The organism is Streptomyces coelicoflavus (assembly GCF_045041415.1).
GTDB classification, from domain to species: Bacteria; Actinomycetota; Actinomycetes; order Streptomycetales; family Streptomycetaceae; genus Streptomyces; species Streptomyces coelicoflavus.
In genome coordinates this window covers 1,589,325-1,609,372 of the sequence record NZ_CP108218.1, presented here as the reverse complement: position 1 = coordinate 1,609,372, position 20,048 = coordinate 1,589,325, and the positions used below count along the sequence as shown (strand labels likewise).

Sequence of the window (20,048 nt, the reverse complement as noted above, 5' to 3'; positions counted from 1 at the left end):
GGAGGAACGGGACGAGGTGGCCCGGAGCCGCGGGTCAGTGCGTCAACCGGGTGAACTCGCCTGGCCGGAGCAAACCGTGTGTGACGGCTGGTAGTCAAGTGATCAGCGAACCGTTGCCAGTTGTCGGTGCCGCATCGTGATGATCGGGACGGCGAAAGCGGGCGGAAGCGGAATCCCGGACGGTACGGAGGCCGATCTGATGGGCAGTTAGTCAGTGAGTTATCGTGTACAGGGGGTAAAGACAGGCGGCACGGTCTGTCGAGTTCCAGCCCAGGAGAGTTCAGCCGATGGCGAGGCAGCTACGCGCCGAGCAGACCCGCGCGACGATCATCGGTGCCGCGGCCGACCTGTTCGACCGTCACGGCTACGAGTCGACCAGCCTCAGCGAGATCGTCACCCACGCGGGGGTCACCAAGGGCGCCCTGTACTTCCACTTCGCGGCGAAGGAAGACCTCGCCCACGCCATCATGGAGATACAGTCCCGCACCTCCCGCCGGCTGGCGAGGGACCTGGACGGGCGGGGCTACTCCTCGCTGGAGGCCCTGATGCGCCTCACGTTCGGCATGGCCAGGCTCTGCGAGGAGGGCCCCGTGCTGCGGGCCGGGCTGCGGCTCGCCACCGCGGGGGTGCCGGTACGGCCGCCGCTGCCGCACCCCTTCACCGAGTGGCGGGAGATCGCCACGTCCCGGCTGCTCAACGCCGTGCGGCAGTCCGACGTGCACCCGGACATCGACGTCGACTCCGTCGCCCACACCCTCGTCTGCTCCGTCGTCGGCACCCGCGTGGTGAGCGGCACCCTCGAACCGGCCGGGCGCCAGCCCCGCCGCCTCGCCCAGATGTGGTACATCCTGATCCGGGGCATGGTCCCGGTGACCCGGCGCGCCCGCTACCTCACCCTCGCGTCCCGTCTGGAACGGGAGACCGGCGCGCCCTGACCGCCCGCGGCCACACCGTCCGGGAACGCGGACGCACGCGGTCAGGCCGGTACGGTGACGTGCATGCCCGACACCCCGTCCGTGCCCGCCCCCGTCATCCTCGGCGACGAACCCGGATCCTTCCCGCACGGCGTGCTCGCCGAGCGGCACCCCGCCATCGTGCGGCAGGTGCGGGACGCCTTCCCCCTCGACCCCGAACGGCGCCACGCGCTCGACGCGCTGCTCGCGAGCTGCGCCGACGGCGTGGTCGAGCCGCTGCCCGCCGACGCCGACCCCACCGGCCGCGACCGGGACCGCTGGGCCGCCTGGGGCCTGGACGCGTACGCGGGCCGCTCCTGGTACGACGTGCCCTGGCTGTGGGCAGAGAGCCACTTCTACCGCCGCCTCCTCGACGCCGTCGGCCACTTCGGCCCCGGCCCGTGGCAGGGCGTCGACCCGTTCCGGCCCGCCAAGCTCGCCGAACTCGACGCGCCGGAGACGGACGAGGAACTCGCCGCGCTCGACGGCCTCGACGGGCTGCCCGCCGACGAGCGGAACCGGGCCCTGCTGCACGGCTCGCTCTGGGGCAACCGCGCCGACCTCGGCTTCCGCCTCTCCGACCGCGGCGCCGCCACCGGGGACGACACGGAACCGCTCGTCGCCGACGACAGCGACACCCTGTGGTCCCTGCTCCCGGCCCCCGGCACGGGCGCCCCGCGGCGAGGCCCGGTCTCCCTGTGCCTCGTCGCCGACAACGCCGGCCGCGAACTCGTCCCCGACCTGCTCCTCGTCTCGCACCTCCTGGCCGAGGGCCGCGTGGACCGGGCCGTCCTGCACGTCAAGCCGTATCCGTACTACGTCTCCGACGCGACGCCCACCGACGTGCTCGACGCCCTGCGACGGCTCGTCGGAGCGGGCGGTACGGCGGCCGCGTACGGCGAGCGGCTCTGGACCGTGCTCACCGACGGCCGCGTCACCGTCCGCGCCCACCCCTTCTCCTGCGCCCCGCTGCCGTACGCGGACATGCCCGCCGACCTGCGCGAGGACTTCGCCTCGGCCACCGTGACCGTCCTCAAGGGCGACCTGAACTACCGGCGCCTGGTGGGTGACCGGTGGTGGCCGCCGACCACCTCCTTCGCGGACGTCACCGCGTACTTCCCCGGCCCGGTCGCCGCGCTGCGCACGCTCAAGTCCGACGTGATCACCGGGCTCGACGCGAAGACCGAGGCCGCGCTGGACGCGAGCGGTGAACGGCGCTGGCGGACGAGCGGGACGCACGCGCTGATCCAGGTCAGGCACTGAGGGAGTACTGCGGGAGAAGTTCCCGCATTCCGGGGTGATTCACGCGATGGTGTGATCATGTGCCGCCCGGTGGATGCTCCCGGAGGGCCGTGGGTAGTGCCCGGCCATGACGCAACAGCCCTTCCAACTCCCGCACTTCTACCTGCCGCATCCCGCGCGGCTCAACCCGCATCTCGACGAGGCCCGCGCCCACTCGACGACGTGGGCGCGCGAGATGGGCATGCTGGAGGGCTCCGGGGTCTGGGAGCAGTCCGACCTCGACGCCCACGACTACGGCCTGCTCTGCGCCTACACCCACCCCGACTGCGACGGGCCGGCGCTCTCCCTCATCACCGACTGGTACGTGTGGGTCTTCTTCTTCGACGACCACTTCCTGGAGCGGTTCAAACGCAGCCAGGACCGCCTCGCGGGCAAGGCCCACCTCGACCGGCTCCCCCTGTTCATGCCGCTGGACCCGGCGGCCGAGATGCCCGAGCCGGAGAACCCGGTCGAGGCCGGCCTCGCCGACCTGTGGACCCGCACCGTGCCCGCGATGTCGGCCGACTGGCGCCGCCGCTTCGCCGTCGCCACCGAGCACCTGCTCAACGAGTCCATGTGGGAGCTGTCCAACATCAACGAGGGGCGCATCGCCAACCCCGTCGAGTACATCGAGATGCGCCGCAAGGTCGGCGGCGCCCCGTGGTCGGCGGGGCTCGTGGAGTACGCGACCGCCGAGGTGCCCGCCGCCGTCGCCGGGACCAGGCCGCTCAGGGTGCTGATGGAGACGTTCTCCGACGCCGTGCACCTGCGCAACGACCTGTTCTCCTACCAGCGGGAGGTCGAGGACGAGGGCGAGCTGAGCAACGGGGTGCTGGTCCTGGAGACCTTCTTCGGCTGCACCACGCAGGAGGCCGCCGAGCTGGTCAACGACGTCCTCACCTCCCGGCTGCACCAGTTCGAGCACACCGCGTTCACCGAAGTGCCCGCCGTCGCCCTGGAGAACGGCCTCACCCCGCCGGAGCTCGCGGCGATCGCCGCGTACACGAAGGGCTTGCAGGACTGGCAGTCCGGCGGCCACGAATGGCACATGCGCTCCAGCCGCTACATGAACAAGGGCGAGCGTCCGGTGGCGGGCTGGGAGGCGCTGACCGGACCCGGCACCTCCGCCGCGGACGTCGGCGCGCTGCTCGCCGCGGCGGCCGCCCGGCGGGCCCGCCCCTACACCCACGTGCCCTACCGCGAGGTCGGCCCGTCCGTCATCCCCGACATCCGCATGCCCTACCCGCTGGAGCTGAGCCCAGCCCTGGAGGGCGCCCGGCGGCACCTGGCCCAGTGGTGCCTGAGCATGGGCATCCTCAGCGAGGGCGTCTGGGACCAGGACAAGCTGGAGAGCTGCGACCTCCCCCTGTGCGCCGCCGGCCTCGACCCGGACGCCACCCAGGACCAGCTCGACCTCGCCTCCGGCTGGCTGGCCTTCGGCACCTACGGCGACGACTACTACCCGCTCGTCCACGGCCACCGCCGGGACCTCGCCGCCGCCCGGGTGACCACCGCCCGCCTGTCGGCCTGCATGCCGCTCGACGGCGAGCCCGTCCCGCCGCCCGCCAACGCCATGGAACGCTCCCTGGCCGACCTGTGGGTGCGCACGACGGCCGGCATGACGCCCGAGGAGCGGCGCCCGCTGAGGACGGCCGTCGACACGATGACCGAGTCCTGGGTGTGGGAGCTGTCCAACCAGATCCAGAACCGCGTCCCCGACCCCGTGGACTACCTGGAGATGCGGCGCGCCACCTTCGGCTCCGACCTCACCCTGGGACTGTGCCGCGCCGGACACGGCCCGGCGGTGCCGCCCGAGGTCTACCGCAGCGGTCCCGTCCGCTCCCTGGAGAACGCGGCGATCGACTACGCCTGCCTGCTCAACGACGTGTTCTCCTACCAGAAGGAGATCGAGTACGAGGGCGAGATCCACAACGCGGTCCTCGTCGTGCAGAACTTCTTCGGCGTCGACTACCCGGCCGCCCTCAATGTGGTGCAGGACCTGATGAACCAGCGCATGCGCCAGTTCGAGCACGTCGTCGCCCACGAACTCCCCGTGGTCTACGACGACTTCCAGCTGTCCGACGAGGCGCGCGCCATCATGCACGGGTACGTCACCGACCTCCAGAACTGGATGGCCGGCATCCTCAACTGGCACCGGAGCGTCCCGCGCTACAAGGCCGAGTACCTGGCGGGGCGCACCCACGGCTTCCTCCCGGACCGGATCCCGGCCGCGCCCGTGCCCAGGCCGTTCCCCGCGCCGTTCCCCGCGCCGGTCACCGTGCCGGGGAGCAGCCCCGTTCCGACGCCCTGACCGACGTTCAGTCTCACTCTTTCGTGGCTCGTCACGCGCCGGTGCGCCGGGTAGAGCACCTGCCGGAGGCGATCCATGGAACAGACAGCGTTGCGTCCCAAGCCGATGCCCGGCCGGGACCCGGGGCCCGGTACCGGACCCGACACCACCGGACCCTGCCGTGCCGGGCGCCGTCGCCGGCGACGGCTGGTCACCCTGCTGCTCGGCGTGCTGGCCGCGGCCACCCTCGTCCTCGCGGGCGTGGGGCTCGGCACAGTGGGCGCCACGGTGATCGGCATGAGCAAGCTGGCCGAGATGCAGCAGCAGGCCGGGGCACCGGGACCGGACGGCGCAGGAGGCGGGGCGGGGACCGGCACGCGGGCCGCCCCCGCGGACCCGTCGCCCGGGGCGTCCCCGTCCGCCGCACCGGCCGGCGCGACCCTCGGCGTGGAGGCCGTGGACGACGAGAAGCCCGGGGCCCGGGTGGTGGGCGTCCACGTGCCGGGCCCCGGGTACGCGGCGGGCCTGGTGCGGGGCGACGTCCTGCTGACGGTCGGCACGATGCGCGTCGACTCGGCCGCCGACCTGGCCCGCGCGGTGGCCCGTGCCGAGCCCGGCGAGGAGGTCAAGCTCACCGTGCGCCACCGGAGCGGCGGCTACCAGCAGCTGACCGCCGTACCCGGTGTCGTCACGTGAGCGTGCGGTCAGGCGACCGTACGGAAGTGGCTGGTGAGCCGTCCGGTGTCGTCCAGCACGTGGTAGGCCAGCCCGACCGGCGCGTCCCGGTCCGCGACCTGCTCGCCCTCCCAGGGCAGCCGCAGCGTCCACGTCACCCCCGGGCCCACCACCAGCGGCCGCCCGGCGAACACGGTGGCGGCGGGGGTGTGGGCGTGACCGGTGATCAGCCCGGCGACCCCCGGCCTCCGTTCCAGCAGCGCGGCCAGGCGCTCGGGGCGGCGCAGCGGGTAGGAGTCGGGCAGGGGGTGGTGCAGGGGCGCGGGCGGGTGGTGGAAGGCGAGCAGGGCCGGAAGTCCGGCGTCGAGTCCGTCGAGCGACGCCTCGATCCAGCCGTACGTCTCCTCGTCCAGCTCGCCCTCGTCGCTGCCCGGGACGCTGGAGTCGCACATCAGGACCGCGCCGCCGTCGAAGACGTGCAGGCCGTTGACCGGGCCGTCGGCGGCGGGGCGGCCGAGCAGCGCCTTGCGGTAGGGGGCGCGGCTGTCGTGGTTGCCCGGGCAGGTCAGCACGGGGAACGGCGCGGAGCCGTCGCGCAGCCCCAGGACGCCGGCCGCCTCCTCGTACTCCGCCTCCGTGCCGTGGTCCGCGATGTCCCCCGTGACCAGGAGCGCGTCCACCCGTCCCGGCAGCCGCCACAGCCGGTCGCGCACCCGCTCGGCGCGCTCCGTGGCCCGCGGGCTTCCGTCCAGGTGCAGATCGCTGATGTGGGCGAGTACGAGCACGGTGCCGGCCTCCTCCGGGCGCCCGGACCGCGACACGGCCGCGACGCCCCCGATATTAATGCTTGGTTGGCATCCAACCATTAGTCGCGCGAGGCGGGCAATGCCAATCGGCTCGCGTCGCCCCCGTCCTGAGGGCAGGATGCTGCCCGTGGTCCCTTCACCCTTGTGCCCCGGGAGGCCCGGATGACCGGCAGCAGGCCCGCAGCTTCCTTCACCGCCGACGACTACCGGGCCCGCATGGAGCGCGCCGCCCGTGCGGCCGCCGATGCGGGCCTGGCCGGGCTCCTCGTGGCCTCGGGCCCCGACCTGGTGTGGCTCACCGGCTACGCGCCGACGGCGGACACCGAGCGGCTCACCCTGCTCGTCCTCGCCCCGGACCGCGAGCCCGTGCTCGTCGTCCCGACGCTCGAGGCACCCGACGCGGCGAAGGCGCCCGGCGCGCCCGCCCTGACCCTGCGCGACTGGACCGACGGCAAGGACCCCTACGCGGCCACCGCCGCCCTCCTCGACGGGGCCGGACGGTTCGGCATCAGCGACAACGCCTGGGCGATGCACCTGCTGGCCCTCCAGCGCACCCTGCCCGACACGTCGTACGCCTCTCTGACCGAGGCGCTTCCCATGCTGCGCGCCGTCAAGGACACGGCGGAGCTGGAGCTCCTTGCGGCGGCGGGCGCGGCCGCGGACGCCGCCTTCGAGGAGATCCGCAAGGTCCGCTTCGGCGGACGCCGGGAGTCCCAGGTGGCCGACGACCTCGCCGGCCTGCTGCGCCGCTTCGGGCACTCCCAGGTCGACTTCACCATCGTCGCCTCGGGACCCAACGGCGCCAACCCGCACCACGAGGTCGGCGACCGCGTCATCGAGGACGGCGACATGATCGTCCTCGACTTCGGCGGCCTGAAGGACGGCTACGGCTCCGACACCTCCCGCACCGTCCACGTGGGCGAACCCACGGACGAGGAGCGCCGGGTGCACGACCTGGTCCGCGAGGCGCAGGAGGCCGGTTTCCGGGCGGTGCGGCCGGGCGCCGCCTGCCAGGACGTCGACCGCGCGGCCCGCGCGGTCATCGCGGACGCCGGATACGGCGAGTACTTCATCCACCGCACCGGGCACGGCATCGGCGTCACCACGCACGAACCGCCGTACATGATCGAGGGCGAGGAGCGGCCCCTGGTGCCCGGCATGTGCTTCTCCGTCGAGCCCGGCGTCTATCTTCCCGGGCGGTTCGGGGTACGCATCGAGGACATCGTCACCGTCACCGAGGACGGTGGCCGGCGGTTCAACGACACCAGCCGGGAGATGGTCATGGTCGAGTGAGAGCGGCCGACGGACCCCGAACGCCCCGGCAGACCCGGAAGACGACGGCGCGAGATGACCCAGGCACCGACACCCACCGCGGACACCGTCCGCCGACTCGTCCGCTCCCTGCTGGGCGGGAGCACGGAACCCGACGTCCGGCCGGTCACCGAGGGCGTCGCACCCGGCACGTGGTGGGTCGGCACCCGGCACGTCCTGCGGCTGGCCCCCGACCGGGAGACCACCGTGCGCGGACGCCGCGAACTGCGCCTGCGCGAACTGGTCCGGCCGTACGTCCCGGTCGCGCTGCCGGTCAGTGTGGCGCACGGCGAGTGGGCACCGGGCCTCGCCTACACGCTGGACGCCAAGGTGGCCGGCGGCTCGGGCGAGGACCACGACGTGTCCGCCCTGGGGGAGGCGGACCTCGCGGCGCTGCTCACCGGCCTGCGCGACGTACCCCTGCGCCAGGCCGAGACGCTCGGGGTGCCGCGGGCGGCCCCGCGCTCCCTGGAGGCCCTGCGGCAGTCCGCCGAACGCGCCACCCGCCGCCTCGCCGCCGACGAGTTCGACGCCGCGCGTCCGGAGCGGCTCACCCGGGAGGCGACGGCCCAGCTCGGCGTCCAGCCGGGCGCGGTGGTCCTCGTTCACCACGGGCTCACCGGCGAGCACCTCGTGGTGGGCGCCGACGGCCGGGTGCGCGGCGTCCTCGGCTGGGGCGACGCGGTACTCGGCGACCCGGCCGAGGACATCGCCGGCCTCGCCCTGTCCGTCGGCTCACCGGCCGCGGTCCGCGCCGCCACCCTCGCCGGTTACGGCGCCCGGCCCTGCCTGCGCGGCCTGTGGCTGGCCCGCTGCGACGCGGTCGTCCACCTCGCGGAGGCACTCGGCGGCCACTCCGGCGGGCCGCCGCCCGCGGCCGTGCCCCTGCTCAGGACCCGGCTGCGGCACGCCTGGGAACCGATCCTCCTGGAGCGCGTGACGGAGCTGCGCGAAGAGGGCCGGGACGAGACCGCCTGACGGCCCGGCCCCCGGCTCACTCCTGCACCAGCACCACGCTCGACTCGCCCGGCACGCGCAGTATCCCGTTCGTCCCCGGGCCCTCCACCGGTTCCCACGCCGCGAGCACCCGCGCGGGGCGGTTGCCCAGGGGGATCTCCGCCGGTCCGGTGCCCAGGTTGACGGCCACCCGGATGTCGCCGCGCCGGAAGGCCAGCCAGCGCGCCGTGCCGTCGTACGCCACCCTGGTGTCGGCCAGGTCCGGATCGGTCAGGTCCGGCTGCTCGGCACGCAGGGCGATCAGCCGCCGGTACCAGTCGAGCACGCGCGCGTGGGGCTCCCGCTCCGGCTCCGACCAGTCCAGGCAGGAGCGCTCGCGGGTCGCCGGGTCCTGCGGGTCGGGCACGTCCTCCTCGCGCCAGCCGTGCGCGGCGAACTCCCGCCGCCTGCCGCGCCGTACCGCCTCCGCGAGCTCGGGGTCGGTGTGGTCGGTGAAGAACTGCCACGGGGTGCCCGCCGCCCACTCCTCGCCCATGAACAGCATCGGCGTGAACGGCGCGGTCAGCGTCAGCGTGGCCGCGCAGGCGGCGAGCCCGGGGGAGACCAGGGACGCCAGGCGGTCCCCCTGGGCGCGGTTGCCGACCTGGTCGTGGGTCTGGCTGTAGCCGGTCAGCCGGTGCGCGGCGACCCGGCCGCGGTCCAGCGGGCGGCCGTGCGAGCGGCCCCGGAAGCCGGAGTAGGTGCCGTCGTGGAAGTACCCCCGGGTCAGCGTCTTGGCGAGCGCCGCCAGCGGATCGCGCGCGAAGTCGGCGTAGTAGCCCTGCGACTCCCCGGTCAGCGCGGCGTGCAGCGCGTGGTGGAAGTCGTCGTTCCACTGCGCGTGCACCCCCAGTCCGCCCTCCGCGCGCGGGGTGATGAACCGCGGGTCGTTCAAGTCGGACTCGGCGATCAGGAAGAGCGGCCGGTCCAGGTCGGCCGCCAGGGCGTCCACGGCGGCCGACAACTGCTCCAGGAAGTGGCACGCGCGCGTGTCGACCAGGGCGTGCACCGCGTCCAGGCGCAGCCCGTCGATCCGGTAGTCCCGCAGCCACGCCAGCGCGCTGTCCACCAGGTACGCACGCACCTCGTCGGAGCCGGGCGCGTCCAGGTTGACGGCCACGCCCCACGGCGTGTGGTGGGTGTCGGTGAAGTACGGGCCGAAGGCGGGCAGGTAGTTGCCGGACGGGCCCAGGTGGTTGTGCACCACGTCCAGGACCACGCCGAGACCGAGGGCGTGCGCCCGGTCGACGAACCGTTTCAGCGCCTCGGGCCCGCCGTACGGTTCGTGCACCGCCCACGGCGAGACCCCCTCGTACCCCCAGCCGTGCCGCCCGGGGAAGGGACACAGCGGCATCAGTTCGACGTGCGTGACGCCCAGCCGCACCAGGTGGTCGAGACGCGCGGCGGCGGCGTCGAGCGTCCCCTCCGGCGTGTACGTCCCCACGTGCAGCTCGTACAGCACGCCACCGGGCAGCGGACGCCCGGCCCAGTCGGCACGCCACGCGTACCGCCCGTGGTCGACGACCGCGCTCAGCCCGTCGGGACCGTCCGGCTGGCGCCGCGAACGCGGGTCCGGCAGTACCGGCCCGTCGTCCACCGCGAAGCCGTACCGCGAGCCGTCCCGCGCCCGAGCCTCGCCGCTCCACCACCCCGGCCGGTCCGGATCGCGCTCCAGCGCGCGCGTGGCGCCGTCGCACTGCAACGTCACCCGGCCGGCCTGCGGTGCCCACACCTCGAACTGCACGGACGGTTCCCCTTCGTCTGCGGTTCTGACCCGTCCATGGTCCTCCACCGTGGATCATTCCGCTGGGGATTCCCTCCGTGCGGCGGCGCTCGCGCCGCGGGTGCCCGGCCCCGCCGTCCGCCACCGGACCGGACCGGAACCGGGCACCGGCACCGGCGTCAGGCCGTACGGAGCAACGGGGTTCCGATGCCCAGGACGGTCCGGAGGGCGGGGATGTCCGCCCAGGTGAGGCCGAGGGTGCGGGCGGCGTGCCGGAGGGTGACGTGGTCGGCGCCGTCGGCCGCCTCGCGCAGCACCTTCATGGCGGTGTCCCTGTCGGGGGCAGCGGTCCCCGCGGCGGGCGGCTCCTGGTCCCGCCGGGGCGGCGGGGTGCGCTCGCTCGCCAGCCCGTCGATGCCGGTGAGCCGCTGGGAGACGGCCGCCGCGGCCCGCAGGGTTGCCGGGCGCTCCTCGACGAGGGCCCGCGCGACCGGGTTGTGGCCGAGGGCCTCCGCGAGCGGCAGGGGGTACAGCCCCGGGGAGGCGTCGGTGAGCCGGACGGTGCCGCGGACGGTGCGGACGGTGCCGCGGGCGCCGTGGAGGGACGCGGCCCACAGCGCGGAGGCCTCGGAAGGGTGCCAGGCCAGTGCCCGGGAGGCGGCCGCCGCCGCGTCCCGGCCGGGGACGAGGGGTTCGCTTCCGGTGAGGCGTTCGAGGAGGGTCCGCTCCTCGATCTCGCCGTCGAGACCGGGCCCCGCCACGTGGACGGTGGTGGGGATGCCGGTGAGGTGGCAGGCGGCGAGGGTGAGGGCGTCCGTGAACGGGCTGCACAGGCCGGGCTCGTCGCCGTGGGTCAGGATGTCGCCGCCGATGTCCACGACGCGGATCCGGCCGCCCGCGGCCGCCGCCATGGAACCGAGCCGCCGCGCCAGGGCACGGAGCCCCACCGCCGGGTCGAGCAGCAGCAGCCGGGCGGGCAGGTCCCGGGCCAGGCCGGGCAGGGTGGATCCGGCCGGCGGACGGACGCGGGTGGCCGGGGTGAAGGCCGCGAAGCCGTCCCCGGCGTCCCCCGTCTCGCGGACGAGTCCCTCGAAGTCCCCGTCCCCGAGGGCGGCGGCGGTGGGATCGACCTCGGGGCGCTCCCACGCGTAGGTGGCGATCGGCGGCGGGCCGGCCGCGTCGCCGCCGAGGGCACGGGCCGCGATCAGGGTCCCCACGGGGTCCCCTCCGCCGCCCGCCGCGACGTACAGGTCGCTCACGCCGCGCCCTCACGCAGGTCGACGCCCGTGATCCGGACCGGTGCCGCCCCCATGTTCTTCCGGGCGCGCCTGTTCGCCGCGTGGAGGTTCTCGTAGTACTCGCGGTCGAGGTCCTTGACGGGCCCGGAGTAGAACATCCACGACAGGACGTCGCGGTACTTGAATCCCTTGGGGGTCAGCTGGACCCGGTCGCCGAGGCGGTGCACGAGCCCGTTGGACTCCGCCGCGTCGAGCACGGGCTCGAACTCGGCGGTGTGCCGCCGGTAGCCGAAGCGCTCCAGCTCCGACAGGTCGAGGTCGAACGTGTCGAGGACGAGCCGCTTGCGGAGGTTCTCCTCGGGGGTCAGTTCGAAGCCGGTGACGGGGGTCAGCTCGTGGTCGCGGGCCTTCCTGATGTAGTCGGCGACCTCGGCCGCCGAGGGCTTCACACTGCCGCACATGTAGTCGAGCACGCTGGTGTAGGAACGGGCGCCGACGCCCAGGCCGAGCAGGGGAACGCCGTGGAAGGTGAGCACCTTCTGGGCGTAACCGCCGCGACCGGGCTTCTTGTAGCGGACCGAGCCCTCCTGGACGTACCCGTGCTCCAGGAACACCTGGCGGGCGTAGTCGTAGCGCTCGTACAGCTCGGGCTGCCACATGTACTGGTAGGCACCGGTCTTGGAGAACCAGGCGTCGGGCCGCACGGTGAGGAAGTAGGTGCTGATGGTGGTGGGCCGGAGCGCGGCCAGTTCGTCCACGCTCTGGCGCCAGGTCTCGGGGGTCTGTCCGGCGAAGCCCATGATCAGGTCGGTGGACAGGTCCGGCAGGCCGAGTTCGTGCGCGGTGTGGACGGCGCGCCGGATGACGTCCTCGTCCTCGCCGCCGCGGCCGGCTTCTCGGATCTCGCGGGGCACGAGGGACTGGATGCCGACGTTGGCCCGGGTCAGGCCCATGTCGATGAGGGCCTTGAACTCGCCGGGCGCGTCGGCGATCGACGACGGGGTCGCTTCCACGGCGACCTCCTCGGCCGTGGAGCGCCAGTTCGGGTAGACCTCGCCGAGGGTGGTGAAGATCTGCTCGAAGTGGCGGGGCCTGAGCAGGGCGGGTGTGCCGCCCCCGATGTAGATCGTGCGTAACCGCCGGGCCCGGATGATCTCCGCGTGATCACGGATCTGGGTGCACAGGGCCTCGGTGTAGGCGTCGTAGACGTCCTCGTCGGTACTGATGACGGTGTACAGGTTGCAGAACCCGCATTTGCGGTCGCAGAAGGGTACGTGGAGATAGAGATTGAGCTCCGGGACCTGGTGGTTGGCGAGGTCCGCCGCCCACACGCCGGGGACGGTCCACCTGCCCTCGGCGAGGGGACGGTACGCGGAGCGGGGCGGGTAGGAGTACTGGTAGGGCGGGATCACTCCCTGGTCGATGTGGTCGGCGAGCTGCTGGTGCAGACTGCTGGTCACGTGGGGCCTTCCCTGGGTCGCGGAGCGCGGTTGCTCCGGCCCGGTGATCGGACCACGGGTTGCCCGCCCGGCTCCATCAGGTGTGCGCACCAAATACCCCGCCACTACTCGCCAGTTCATTGGCCATTGCTCCAAAAGCCCATGTGGGAAAGCGAGTTGATTTCGTCCGACGGGCCGATAGCCGCTGTGGCCGGCCCGCGGCTTTGCTGGTGGAATGACAATGTGGACGAGCCCGCGCGGGCCGGGCGTGCTGGTGATCGAGCCGATGGGGAACGCGGGACGCTTCCTCGTCGAGGCCGCCGACCGACTGGGCGTGCGCCTGTACGCGGCCACCCACAAGGACGTCCACGACGGCTACCCGGACTGGCTGCGTACCGCCCTGTCCGGGGTGTGCGCGACGGACCTGACGGACACCCCGAGGGCCCTCGGGGACATGGCGGCCTTCTGCCGGGAGCACTCCGTCGCCGGGATCGCGGCCTGCTTCGAGCTGTTCACCCCGCTCGCCGCGCTCCTGGCCCGGCGGGTCGGCCTGCCCGGCAACGACCCCCGGCTCGCGCATGCGGCCCGGAACAAGATCCTCATGGGGGAGGCGTTCGCCGCCGACGGGATCCCCGCCCCCCGTTGGGCCGTCGCACACGACGCGGCCGAGGCCCACCAGGTGCTACGGGAACGGCCGGACGGCCTGGGCTGGCCGCTGGTGGTGAAGCCCGCCGAGCAGGGCGGCTCCTGGGGCGTGTCCGTCGTCGACGGCCCGGACCGGCTCGGCGACGCGGTCGACGCGGCCCGGCGGTACACGCACGCACAACCCCACGGCCTGCGACTCGACCCGCGGGTCCTGCTCCAGGAGTACGTCCCGGGGGAGGAGTACTCCTGCGACACGGTGGTCGCGTCCGGGGTGGCCTACCCGCTGCCGGTCGTCAGGAAGGACACCACCGGGGGCCGGTACCGCGTCGAGACCGGGCACACCTGCCCCTCCGGCCTGCCCGCACCGCTGGCCGCGCAGGTGCGGCACACGGCGGCGCGGGCGGCGCTCGCCGTCGGCGTGCGCAACGGGATCGCGCACACGGAGGTCAAGATCCCCCCGGGCACCCGGACACCGCACGTCATCGAGACCGGCGCCCGTCTTCCGGGCGACAGCCTGTGCGAGGTCGTCGAGGCCGCGACGGGCGTGAGCGAGGCCACGGCCCACCTCCAGGCCGTGCTCGGCCTCGTCCCGGACACCGCCCCCCACCGCACGGACGCGGCGGCGATCAGGTTCCTGCTGCCCGAGCACGGCGGGGTGCTGCGGCGGGCGGACGTCCCCGGCCTGCCCGGCACGCACAGCGAGCTGTGCCTGCGGCCCGGGGACGCGGTGCCCGAGCCGACCGACTCGACGTGCCGGATCGGGCATGTCGTGGCCCGGGCGGAGACCGTCGACCGGGCACGTGCGCTGGCCGACCGGGCGATCGCCCGGTCCCGAGTGGAAGTGGGCTGACACAGGTGCGGAAGATCGCGTTCTTACGGTCCGTGCACATCCGGCGGGCCGACCCCTACATCCAGCGTGCCGTGCGCGAACTCGCGGCCGAGGGCATCGAGGCCGGACTGTTTTACACCAGCGGCACCGCCGGCGACGACGACTTCCCCGGCCACCGGGAACGGCTCGACCGGGAGGTGACCCCCAGGGAACTGGCGGACGCGGTCGCCGCCTGGGGGGCGGACGCCGCGGTGTCGATCTCGCTGCCGTGCGAGAACGCCCTCCGCGACGCCGCGGCCAAGGCGTTCCTCGACGCCGCCGGCATCCCGACGGTCATGACCCCGCTCGCGGCCACCCTGCTGCTGGTGGACAAGTGGGAGACCAAACGGCTCTGCGCACAGGCGGGCCTGAACGTACCCGACGGGTTCCGCGTCGACTCCGACCTCCTCGGGGGACGCGGGCTCCCGGTGCCCGGCTACCCCGACGCACTGCGCGTCCGGGCCGAACGCATCGGCTACCCGCTGATGTCGAAACCCGTCTGGGACTCGACCAGCATGGGCATCCGCACCCTGCGCTCGCCCGCCGACCTCGACGCCCACCTCGCCCCGGGGCCCGACCGGGTGTCGACGGTGGTGGAAGAGGTGATCGAGGGCGACCTGTGCAGTGTGGACATCGTGGGCCGCCCCGGCTCCTACCGGGTCCTCCCCCTGTGCTGGACCGGGCGCGCCGGGGCCGACCCGGTGTTCACCTTCGCGGACCTGCGCTGGTGCGGCCCCCGCGAGGCGGCGGACGCCGCGTTCGCCGAGGTGGCCCGCACCCTGGCCGGCCTCTGCGGAGACCTCGGCGTCCACGGGTCGGTCAACGTCGACATGATCTGGACCGGCGGCCGGTTCGTCGTCCTGGAGATCAACCCGCGCATCGGCGGCGCCACCACCCTGTCCTGCGCCGCGTCCGGCACCAACACCTTCACCTCCCTCACCCGCATGGCCCGCGGCCTGCCCGTCCCCGGTGGCACGGCACGGCGGACCGGCTGGGCGATCGAGTTCCTGGCCGGCGAAGGCATCCCGCCGACGGCACTGGCCGAACTCGGGCAGCGCGTAGGGGTGGTCACCGCGCACGAGCTGGTGATCGACGGCGCCTCCCACGGCGACATCGTCGTCTTCCGCCTCGACGAGGGCGAGGAGGAGCGGACCGTCAAGGCCCTGGCGGAGCTGCACGAGGCGTCCGGACTCCCGGGGGCCGAGGTCATGGCCAAGATCGGTTCCCTGCTGGACGTGAGCCGGTGACCGCCCCCGCGAACGCCCGCCGTGCACACACCGCCCGGCGCCTCGGCCTGCCCGCACTGCGCGGGCACGGCCTGTTCGTCACCGGCAACCTGATCGACTCCGTCGGCAACGGCATGCTCCTGCCCCTGGGCCTCCTCTACTTCACCGACGTCCTGAACCTGCCCCTGGCCGTGGTGGGCGCGGCCATGACGGTCGGCCAGGCCCTGGCCCTGCCCGTCACGTTCCTCGCCGGACGCCTCATGGACCGCGTCGGACCCAGGCGCGTCGTCGTGTGGGCGAACGTCCTCTCCGCCGCCGGGTTCGCCCTGTTCCTGACCGCCCGCGAACCGTGGCACATCGCCGGCGTCCACGTGCTCGTCCAGGCCGGCATCAACATGTACTTCACCGCGCAGCGCACCCTGATCACCCACGTGGCCCCGGCCGAACACCGGGCCTGGTTCGCGTTCACCGGCTCGCTGCGCAACATCGGGCTCGCCGCCGGAGCCGGTACGGCGGCCGGGGCCCTGAGCCTGTTCGGCACCGGATCGCTGCGCTGGCTGATCGCCGTGGACGCCGCGACCTACCTGCTCGCGGCCGCCTGCTTCGCCACCCTCACCACCAGCCCGCCGAAACGGGACGCCGCACCGCCGAACGGTCCCTCGGCCCGTTCCGGCCACACCCGCCGCTACCTCGTGCTCGTGGCCGTCAACATCCCCTACGTGCTCGCCCAGGCCCTCCTCTCCGTGCTCGTCGCCGTCTACGCCACCCGCGCCCTGGACCTCCCCGCCTCGGCCGCGAGCCTGTTGTTCGCCGTCAACACCGTCATCGTGTCCGCGTGCTCGACCGTCGTCACCGCGCACCTGGCCCCCAAGGCGCCCCGACGCGCCGTGTCCGCCGGCTACCTGGTCATGACCGCGGGCATGGGGGCGTTCGCGCTGCCCGCCCTCCCCGGTGCCGCCGCCACCGCCTGGGCGGCCCTCGTCGTGGCGATCGTCCTGTTCAGCGTGGCGGAGATCCTTCTCGGGCCCGCGCTGAGCGAGCTGTCGGTGACCCTCACTCCGCAGGCGGCCGGAGGCTTCACCCAGGGCCTCTACCAGTTCTCGTGGGCCGTCGGCATGGTCGCCGCCCCCGCCCTGTTCACGCTGCTCCTGGCGGCCGACCCCGTCCTGCCGTGGGGCTTCGAAGCCGCCGCCTGCCTGGTCGCCCTGTTCGCCGTTCCGGCCCTCACCGCCCCCGACCGCCACGGCCGAAGGAGCCCCCGTTGATCACGAGCGTCGTCGACTCCCTTCACGACCTTCCCGCCGCGCAGTGGGAACACCTCGCCCGCCCGGCCGGGCTCTACCTCTCCCACCGGTGGCTCGTCGGCGAGGAGCAGGACCCCACCGCCACCAGCGCGTACGCCCTCGTACGGGACCGCCGCGGCACCCTGCTCGCCGCGGCACCCCTCCACCTGGTGCGGGACGAACCGAACGACCGCTACCGGCCCGGGACCGTACTGCCCCCGCACCTGCGGCCCCGCGTCGTCGCCGGCGCCCGCCGCGGCTACCACAACACCCCGCTCACCCGCCCCGGGCTCGCACCCGCGGACCGTCACGCCTGCCTCACCCTCCTCCGGGACACCGCACGCCGGTTCGCGGCCGACCACGGCACCACGCACTGGTGGCCCTACCTCACCGCCCGGGCCGCGGCCGGCCTCGCCCCGCTCTACCCCGGCCGGCCCCTCCACCTGGAGGACGACGCCGTCATCCCCCTGCCCGGCACGGACTTCGACGACTACGTCGCCTCGCTGCCCGCGCGGCGCCGGGCCCAAGTCCGCCGCGAACGCCGCGAGTTCGCTGCCGCCCTCCCCGTACGCCGGCACCTGCTCGCGGACTGCCACGAGGAGGCGGGGGCCCTCCTCGCCGGGCACCAGCAGGGCCACGGACACGACCGCGACGGCGTCGCCGCGATGACCGCCCTGCTCTCGCGCCAGGCCGCGGCCATGGGCACCGAGGCCCGGGTGGTCGCCGCCCACGACGGCGACCGCATGATCGCCTTCTGCCTCTACTACCACTACGGCGCCACCACCTGGATCCGCGCGGTCGCCCACGACCGCGAACACCCCGCACCCCACCTCTACTTCAACCTCATGTACTACCTGCCCATCGAGGACGCCTACGCCCACGGCACGACCGCCCTGCACGCGGGCATGACCACGATCGAGGCCAAGCGGCGCCGCGGCGCCCGGGTGTCCCCGCTGTACGCCCTGGCCGACGAGCCGTCTGCTGGACACCCCGGCCCCCGCTGACCGACAATCAGCTCTGTGACGTCGTCCTTCGAGTTCAACACGTATCCCGCCCGGGTGTCGGACGCGGAGCGCGACAAGGCGCTGAGTGTGCTCCGGGACGGCGTCGCCATGGGACGCCTGTCGCACGACACGTTCATCCGCCGGATGGAGCTGGCGCTCGCCGCCCGCCGCCTCGAGGACCTGGCCGTGCTCACCGCCGACCTGCACAGCGAGGGCCGGCTGTCGCGGATGGTGTTCGGCACCGTCGAGGCCGTGTCCGGGTTCGGCGCACGGCTCGGCCGGGCGTGGCGGGCCGAGCGGCTGCCCAAGCTGCTGCTGCCCCACCCCGGCTCCGGCCACCCCCTGCGCATAGGGCGCGACCCGGCGAGCGGGCTGCGGCTGAGCCACGAGACAGTGTCCCGGGTGCACGCCGAGCTGAGCCGCCAGGGCGGCATGTGGGTGCTGCGGGACCTGGGCTCCACCAACGGCACCACGGTCAACGGGCGTCGGGTCATCGGCGCGGCCGTCGTCCGCGAGGGCGACCAGATCGGCTTCGGGCGGATGGCCTTCCGCCTGGCGGCGAACTGACGCGCCCGAATCCTCTTTGCTCTTCGCGGTGTTGACGTACCCCCCAACTCGTGACTGACTGTGCGTACACCACGCACACCAGGTGAACCGACGGCCCGCTTCGTGGAGGTGTGCTCTGCCGCCCCTCCTGCGCTACCCGACCGTGGACGAGCTGGGCGCCCGGGCCGCCGCATTCGTCGCCCGGCATCCCCGGCACGCCCGGCTGCGCCGTGTCGGCACCTCCCGCGCGGGTCACCCGCTGCTGCTGCTCTCCGTCGGCCACGGCAGCCGCCAGGTCCTCGTCGTCGCCGGACCGCACGCGAACGAACCGGTGGGCGGCGCCACCACCCTGCGGCTGGCCGAGCGGGCCGTGGCCGACCCCCGGCTCACCGAGGGCGCCGACGCCACCTGGAACCTGCTGCTGTGCGTCGACCCCGACGGACTGCGCCGCAACGAGGGCTGGCTGACCGGCCCCTACACCCTCGGCCGCTACGCGCGGAACTTCTTCCGGCCCGGCTTCCTGGAACAGCCCGAGTGGCTGCCCGACGGCCCGGACCGCGCCACGCTGCCGGAGACCCGCACCCTGCTCGCACTCCAGGAGGAACTGCGGCCCTTCCTCCAGTGCTCCCTGCACGGCGTGGACGTCGGCGGCGGCTTCGTCGAGCTGACCCACGACCTGCCGGGCCTCGCCCAGCGCATCTCCCACACCGCCGCCCGGCTCGGCGTACCCCGTGAACTCGGCGCCTACGACACCCTGTACTGGCCCGACCTCGGCCCCGCCGTCTACCGCATCCCGCCGCCCCGCCGCGGCGACTTCACCGCCGCCATCACCGAGGCCGCCGTCGACTCGACGTGGTGCCACCCGCGCCGCTACGGCACCGTCACCGCGGTCGTCGAGGCACCCATGTGGGGGGTGGCGGCCGTGGCGGACGGCTCGCCCCCGGCCGACCGCGACGCCGTGCTGCGCGCCGTGAGCCGCACCCTGCGCCACGACACCCGGCGCCTGCACCGCGTCCTCGCCCGCCTGCGGCCCCACCTCGCCACGGTGCCGGAGGCCGCCCACCTGCTCGCGCCGGTCGACGACTACCTGCTGGTCTGCCCCCGGCTCGCCGACGCCTGGGACCCCGACACCGACGACGGGACGGGCCGCTCGCTGCCGCCGATGAACACGTCCCACCTCGTCGCGCTGCGGCTGGCCGGACGGCGCCTGTCCCTGCGGACCGCGGGGCTGCTGCACCAGCTGGTCAGCCGCACCGGGGGCGATTCGGCGGGCGTCCTGCCGGAGCTGGACCGGCTCGTCGACGAGGGCTGCGCCGACTACCGCGACGGCTGCGCGGCGCACTGGATACCGGTCGGGCGGCAGGTGGAGTACCAGACCCGGGTCGTACTCGCCGCGTTCGAACTGGCCGGCCGGCGCTCCGCCGCGGGCTCCCGCACGGGCGACCCCGGCCGGGGACCCGAGGCCACGGTCCCGATGCACCGCGACTGACCCCCCGGCCTCACCCCCCGGCCTCACCCACCCCCGGCCACCGCCGCTCGCGGCCTCCGTCCCGGTCCGGGTGGTCCATGGTTTCCGTCTCGCGCCGGTGGTTCTCGGGGTCCCGTTCCCGTCCGGGTGGCCCATGGCTTCCGTCCCTCGCCGGTGTGCCTTGGCCTCTGTCCCGTCCCGGTGTGCCTTGGCCTCTGTCCCGTCCCGGTGGGCCATGGCCCCGTCCCGTTCAGGTGGTCCTCGGCCGTCGCGGGCCGGCTGCCCCGGGCGTCCGT

General features: G+C 74.1%; 16 protein-coding genes. 12 read left to right on the top strand and 4 right to left on the bottom strand.

The window, feature by feature from the left end; translation table 11 throughout:
• The first annotated feature begins 287 nt into the window (after positions 1-287).
• The 4 genes from OHA99_RS07150 (at position 288) to OHA99_RS07135 (ending at position 5,220) form a co-directional block, all read left to right on the top strand.
• Positions 288-935, top strand: a complete 648-nt coding sequence (locus tag OHA99_RS07150) for a ScbR family autoregulator-binding transcription factor (RefSeq protein WP_153177372.1) — start codon at positions 288-290, stop codon at positions 933-935.
• A 63-nt stretch (positions 936-998) separates the two neighbouring features.
• The gene (locus OHA99_RS07145) at positions 999-2,216 is read left to right on the top strand and encodes a damage-control phosphatase ARMT1 family protein (RefSeq protein WP_405694778.1); all 1,218 of its coding nucleotides are present in this window, start codon (positions 999-1,001) and stop codon (positions 2,214-2,216) included.
• A gap of 106 nt (positions 2,217-2,322) precedes the next feature.
• Positions 2,323-4,545, top strand: coding sequence for a germacradienol/geosmin synthase Cyc2 (gene cyc2, locus OHA99_RS07140; RefSeq protein WP_405694776.1), 2,223 nt, complete (start codon positions 2,323-2,325; stop codon positions 4,543-4,545).
• A gap of 75 nt (positions 4,546-4,620) precedes the next feature.
• Positions 4,621-5,220, top strand: a complete 600-nt coding sequence (locus OHA99_RS07135; RefSeq protein WP_405694774.1) for a PDZ domain-containing protein — start codon at positions 4,621-4,623, stop codon at positions 5,218-5,220.
• 8 nt (positions 5,221-5,228) lie between these two features.
• Here OHA99_RS07135 and OHA99_RS07130 read toward each other — a convergent pair whose 3' ends face one another.
• A complete protein-coding gene (locus OHA99_RS07130; RefSeq protein WP_405694772.1) occupies positions 5,229-5,984 on the bottom strand; it encodes a metallophosphoesterase in 756 nt (251 codons plus the stop codon).
• A 183-nt stretch (positions 5,985-6,167) separates the two neighbouring features.
• Here OHA99_RS07130 and OHA99_RS07125 point away from each other — a divergent pair, with 183 nt between their 5' ends.
• Complete coding sequence (locus tag OHA99_RS07125) at positions 6,168-7,298, top strand: aminopeptidase P family protein (RefSeq protein WP_405694770.1); 1,131 nt, start codon at positions 6,168-6,170, stop codon at positions 7,296-7,298.
• A 54-nt stretch (positions 7,299-7,352) separates the two neighbouring features.
• Positions 7,353-8,294, top strand: a complete 942-nt coding sequence (locus tag OHA99_RS07120; protein WP_405694768.1) for an aminoglycoside phosphotransferase family protein — start codon at positions 7,353-7,355, stop codon at positions 8,292-8,294.
• 16 nt (positions 8,295-8,310) lie between these two features.
• Here the strand turns inward: OHA99_RS07120 and treZ are convergent, their stop codons facing one another.
• From treZ to OHA99_RS07105, 3 genes are all read right to left on the bottom strand, one after another.
• Positions 8,311-10,056, bottom strand: a complete 1,746-nt coding sequence (treZ, locus tag OHA99_RS07115) for a malto-oligosyltrehalose trehalohydrolase (protein ID WP_366473955.1) — start codon at positions 10,054-10,056, stop codon at positions 8,311-8,313.
• A 158-nt stretch (positions 10,057-10,214) separates the two neighbouring features.
• A complete protein-coding gene (locus tag OHA99_RS07110; protein ID WP_405694765.1) occupies positions 10,215-11,294 on the bottom strand; it encodes a DUF1152 domain-containing protein in 1,080 nt (359 codons plus the stop codon).
• A complete protein-coding gene (locus OHA99_RS07105; protein ID WP_366473953.1) occupies positions 11,291-12,733 on the bottom strand; it encodes a radical SAM protein in 1,443 nt (480 codons plus the stop codon). Before OHA99_RS07105 ends, OHA99_RS07110 begins: the two co-directional genes overlap by 4 nt.
• Before the next feature lie 214 nt (positions 12,734-12,947).
• On the opposite strand from OHA99_RS07105, the gene OHA99_RS07100 reads away from it, so the two are divergent.
• The 6 genes from OHA99_RS07100 (at position 12,948) to OHA99_RS07075 (ending at position 19,773) form a co-directional block, all read left to right on the top strand.
• Positions 12,948-14,207, top strand: a complete 1,260-nt coding sequence (locus OHA99_RS07100) for an ATP-grasp domain-containing protein (RefSeq protein WP_405694762.1) — start codon at positions 12,948-12,950, stop codon at positions 14,205-14,207.
• Positions 14,208-14,239: 32 nt separating this feature from the next.
• Positions 14,240-15,472, top strand: coding sequence for an acetyl-CoA carboxylase biotin carboxylase subunit family protein (locus OHA99_RS07095; RefSeq protein ID WP_405694760.1), 1,233 nt, complete (start codon positions 14,240-14,242; stop codon positions 15,470-15,472).
• Entirely contained in the window at positions 15,469-16,716 is a 1,248-nt protein-coding gene (locus tag OHA99_RS07090) for an MFS transporter (protein ID WP_381605965.1), read from the top strand. The genes OHA99_RS07095 and OHA99_RS07090 overlap by 4 nt, the downstream gene beginning before the upstream one ends.
• A complete protein-coding gene (locus OHA99_RS07085; protein WP_405694758.1) occupies positions 16,713-17,738 on the top strand; it encodes a GNAT family N-acetyltransferase in 1,026 nt (341 codons plus the stop codon). The genes OHA99_RS07090 and OHA99_RS07085 overlap by 4 nt, the downstream gene beginning before the upstream one ends.
• A gap of 15 nt (positions 17,739-17,753) precedes the next feature.
• Entirely contained in the window at positions 17,754-18,305 is a 552-nt protein-coding gene (locus tag OHA99_RS07080) for a DUF1707 and FHA domain-containing protein (RefSeq protein WP_153177360.1), read from the top strand.
• 142 nt (positions 18,306-18,447) lie between these two features.
• On the top strand, positions 18,448-19,773 hold the full coding sequence (locus tag OHA99_RS07075) for a M14 family zinc carboxypeptidase (RefSeq protein WP_405694755.1): 1,326 nt from the start codon (positions 18,448-18,450) through the stop codon (positions 19,771-19,773).
• Positions 19,774-20,048: the final 275 nt, after the last annotated feature.

What these genes read in the sequence shown, in the direction of transcription:
- OHA99_RS07145 (WP_405694778.1), top strand. Translation starts at nt 999, where the DNA reads ATGCCCGACACCCCGTCCGTGCCCGCCCCCGTCATCCTCGGCGACGAA.
- OHA99_RS07100 (WP_405694762.1), top strand. Translation starts at nt 12,948, where the DNA reads ATGACAATGTGGACGAGCCCGCGCGGGCCGGGCGTGCTGGTGATCGAG.
- OHA99_RS07125 (WP_405694770.1), top strand. Translation starts at nt 6,168, where the DNA reads ATGACCGGCAGCAGGCCCGCAGCTTCCTTCACCGCCGACGACTACCGG.
- cyc2 (WP_405694776.1), top strand. Translation starts at nt 2,323, where the DNA reads ATGACGCAACAGCCCTTCCAACTCCCGCACTTCTACCTGCCGCATCCC.
- OHA99_RS07135 (WP_405694774.1), top strand. Translation starts at nt 4,621, where the DNA reads ATGGAACAGACAGCGTTGCGTCCCAAGCCGATGCCCGGCCGGGACCCG.
- OHA99_RS07150 (WP_153177372.1), top strand. Translation starts at nt 288, where the DNA reads ATGGCGAGGCAGCTACGCGCCGAGCAGACCCGCGCGACGATCATCGGT.
- OHA99_RS07120 (WP_405694768.1), top strand. Translation starts at nt 7,353, where the DNA reads ATGACCCAGGCACCGACACCCACCGCGGACACCGTCCGCCGACTCGTC.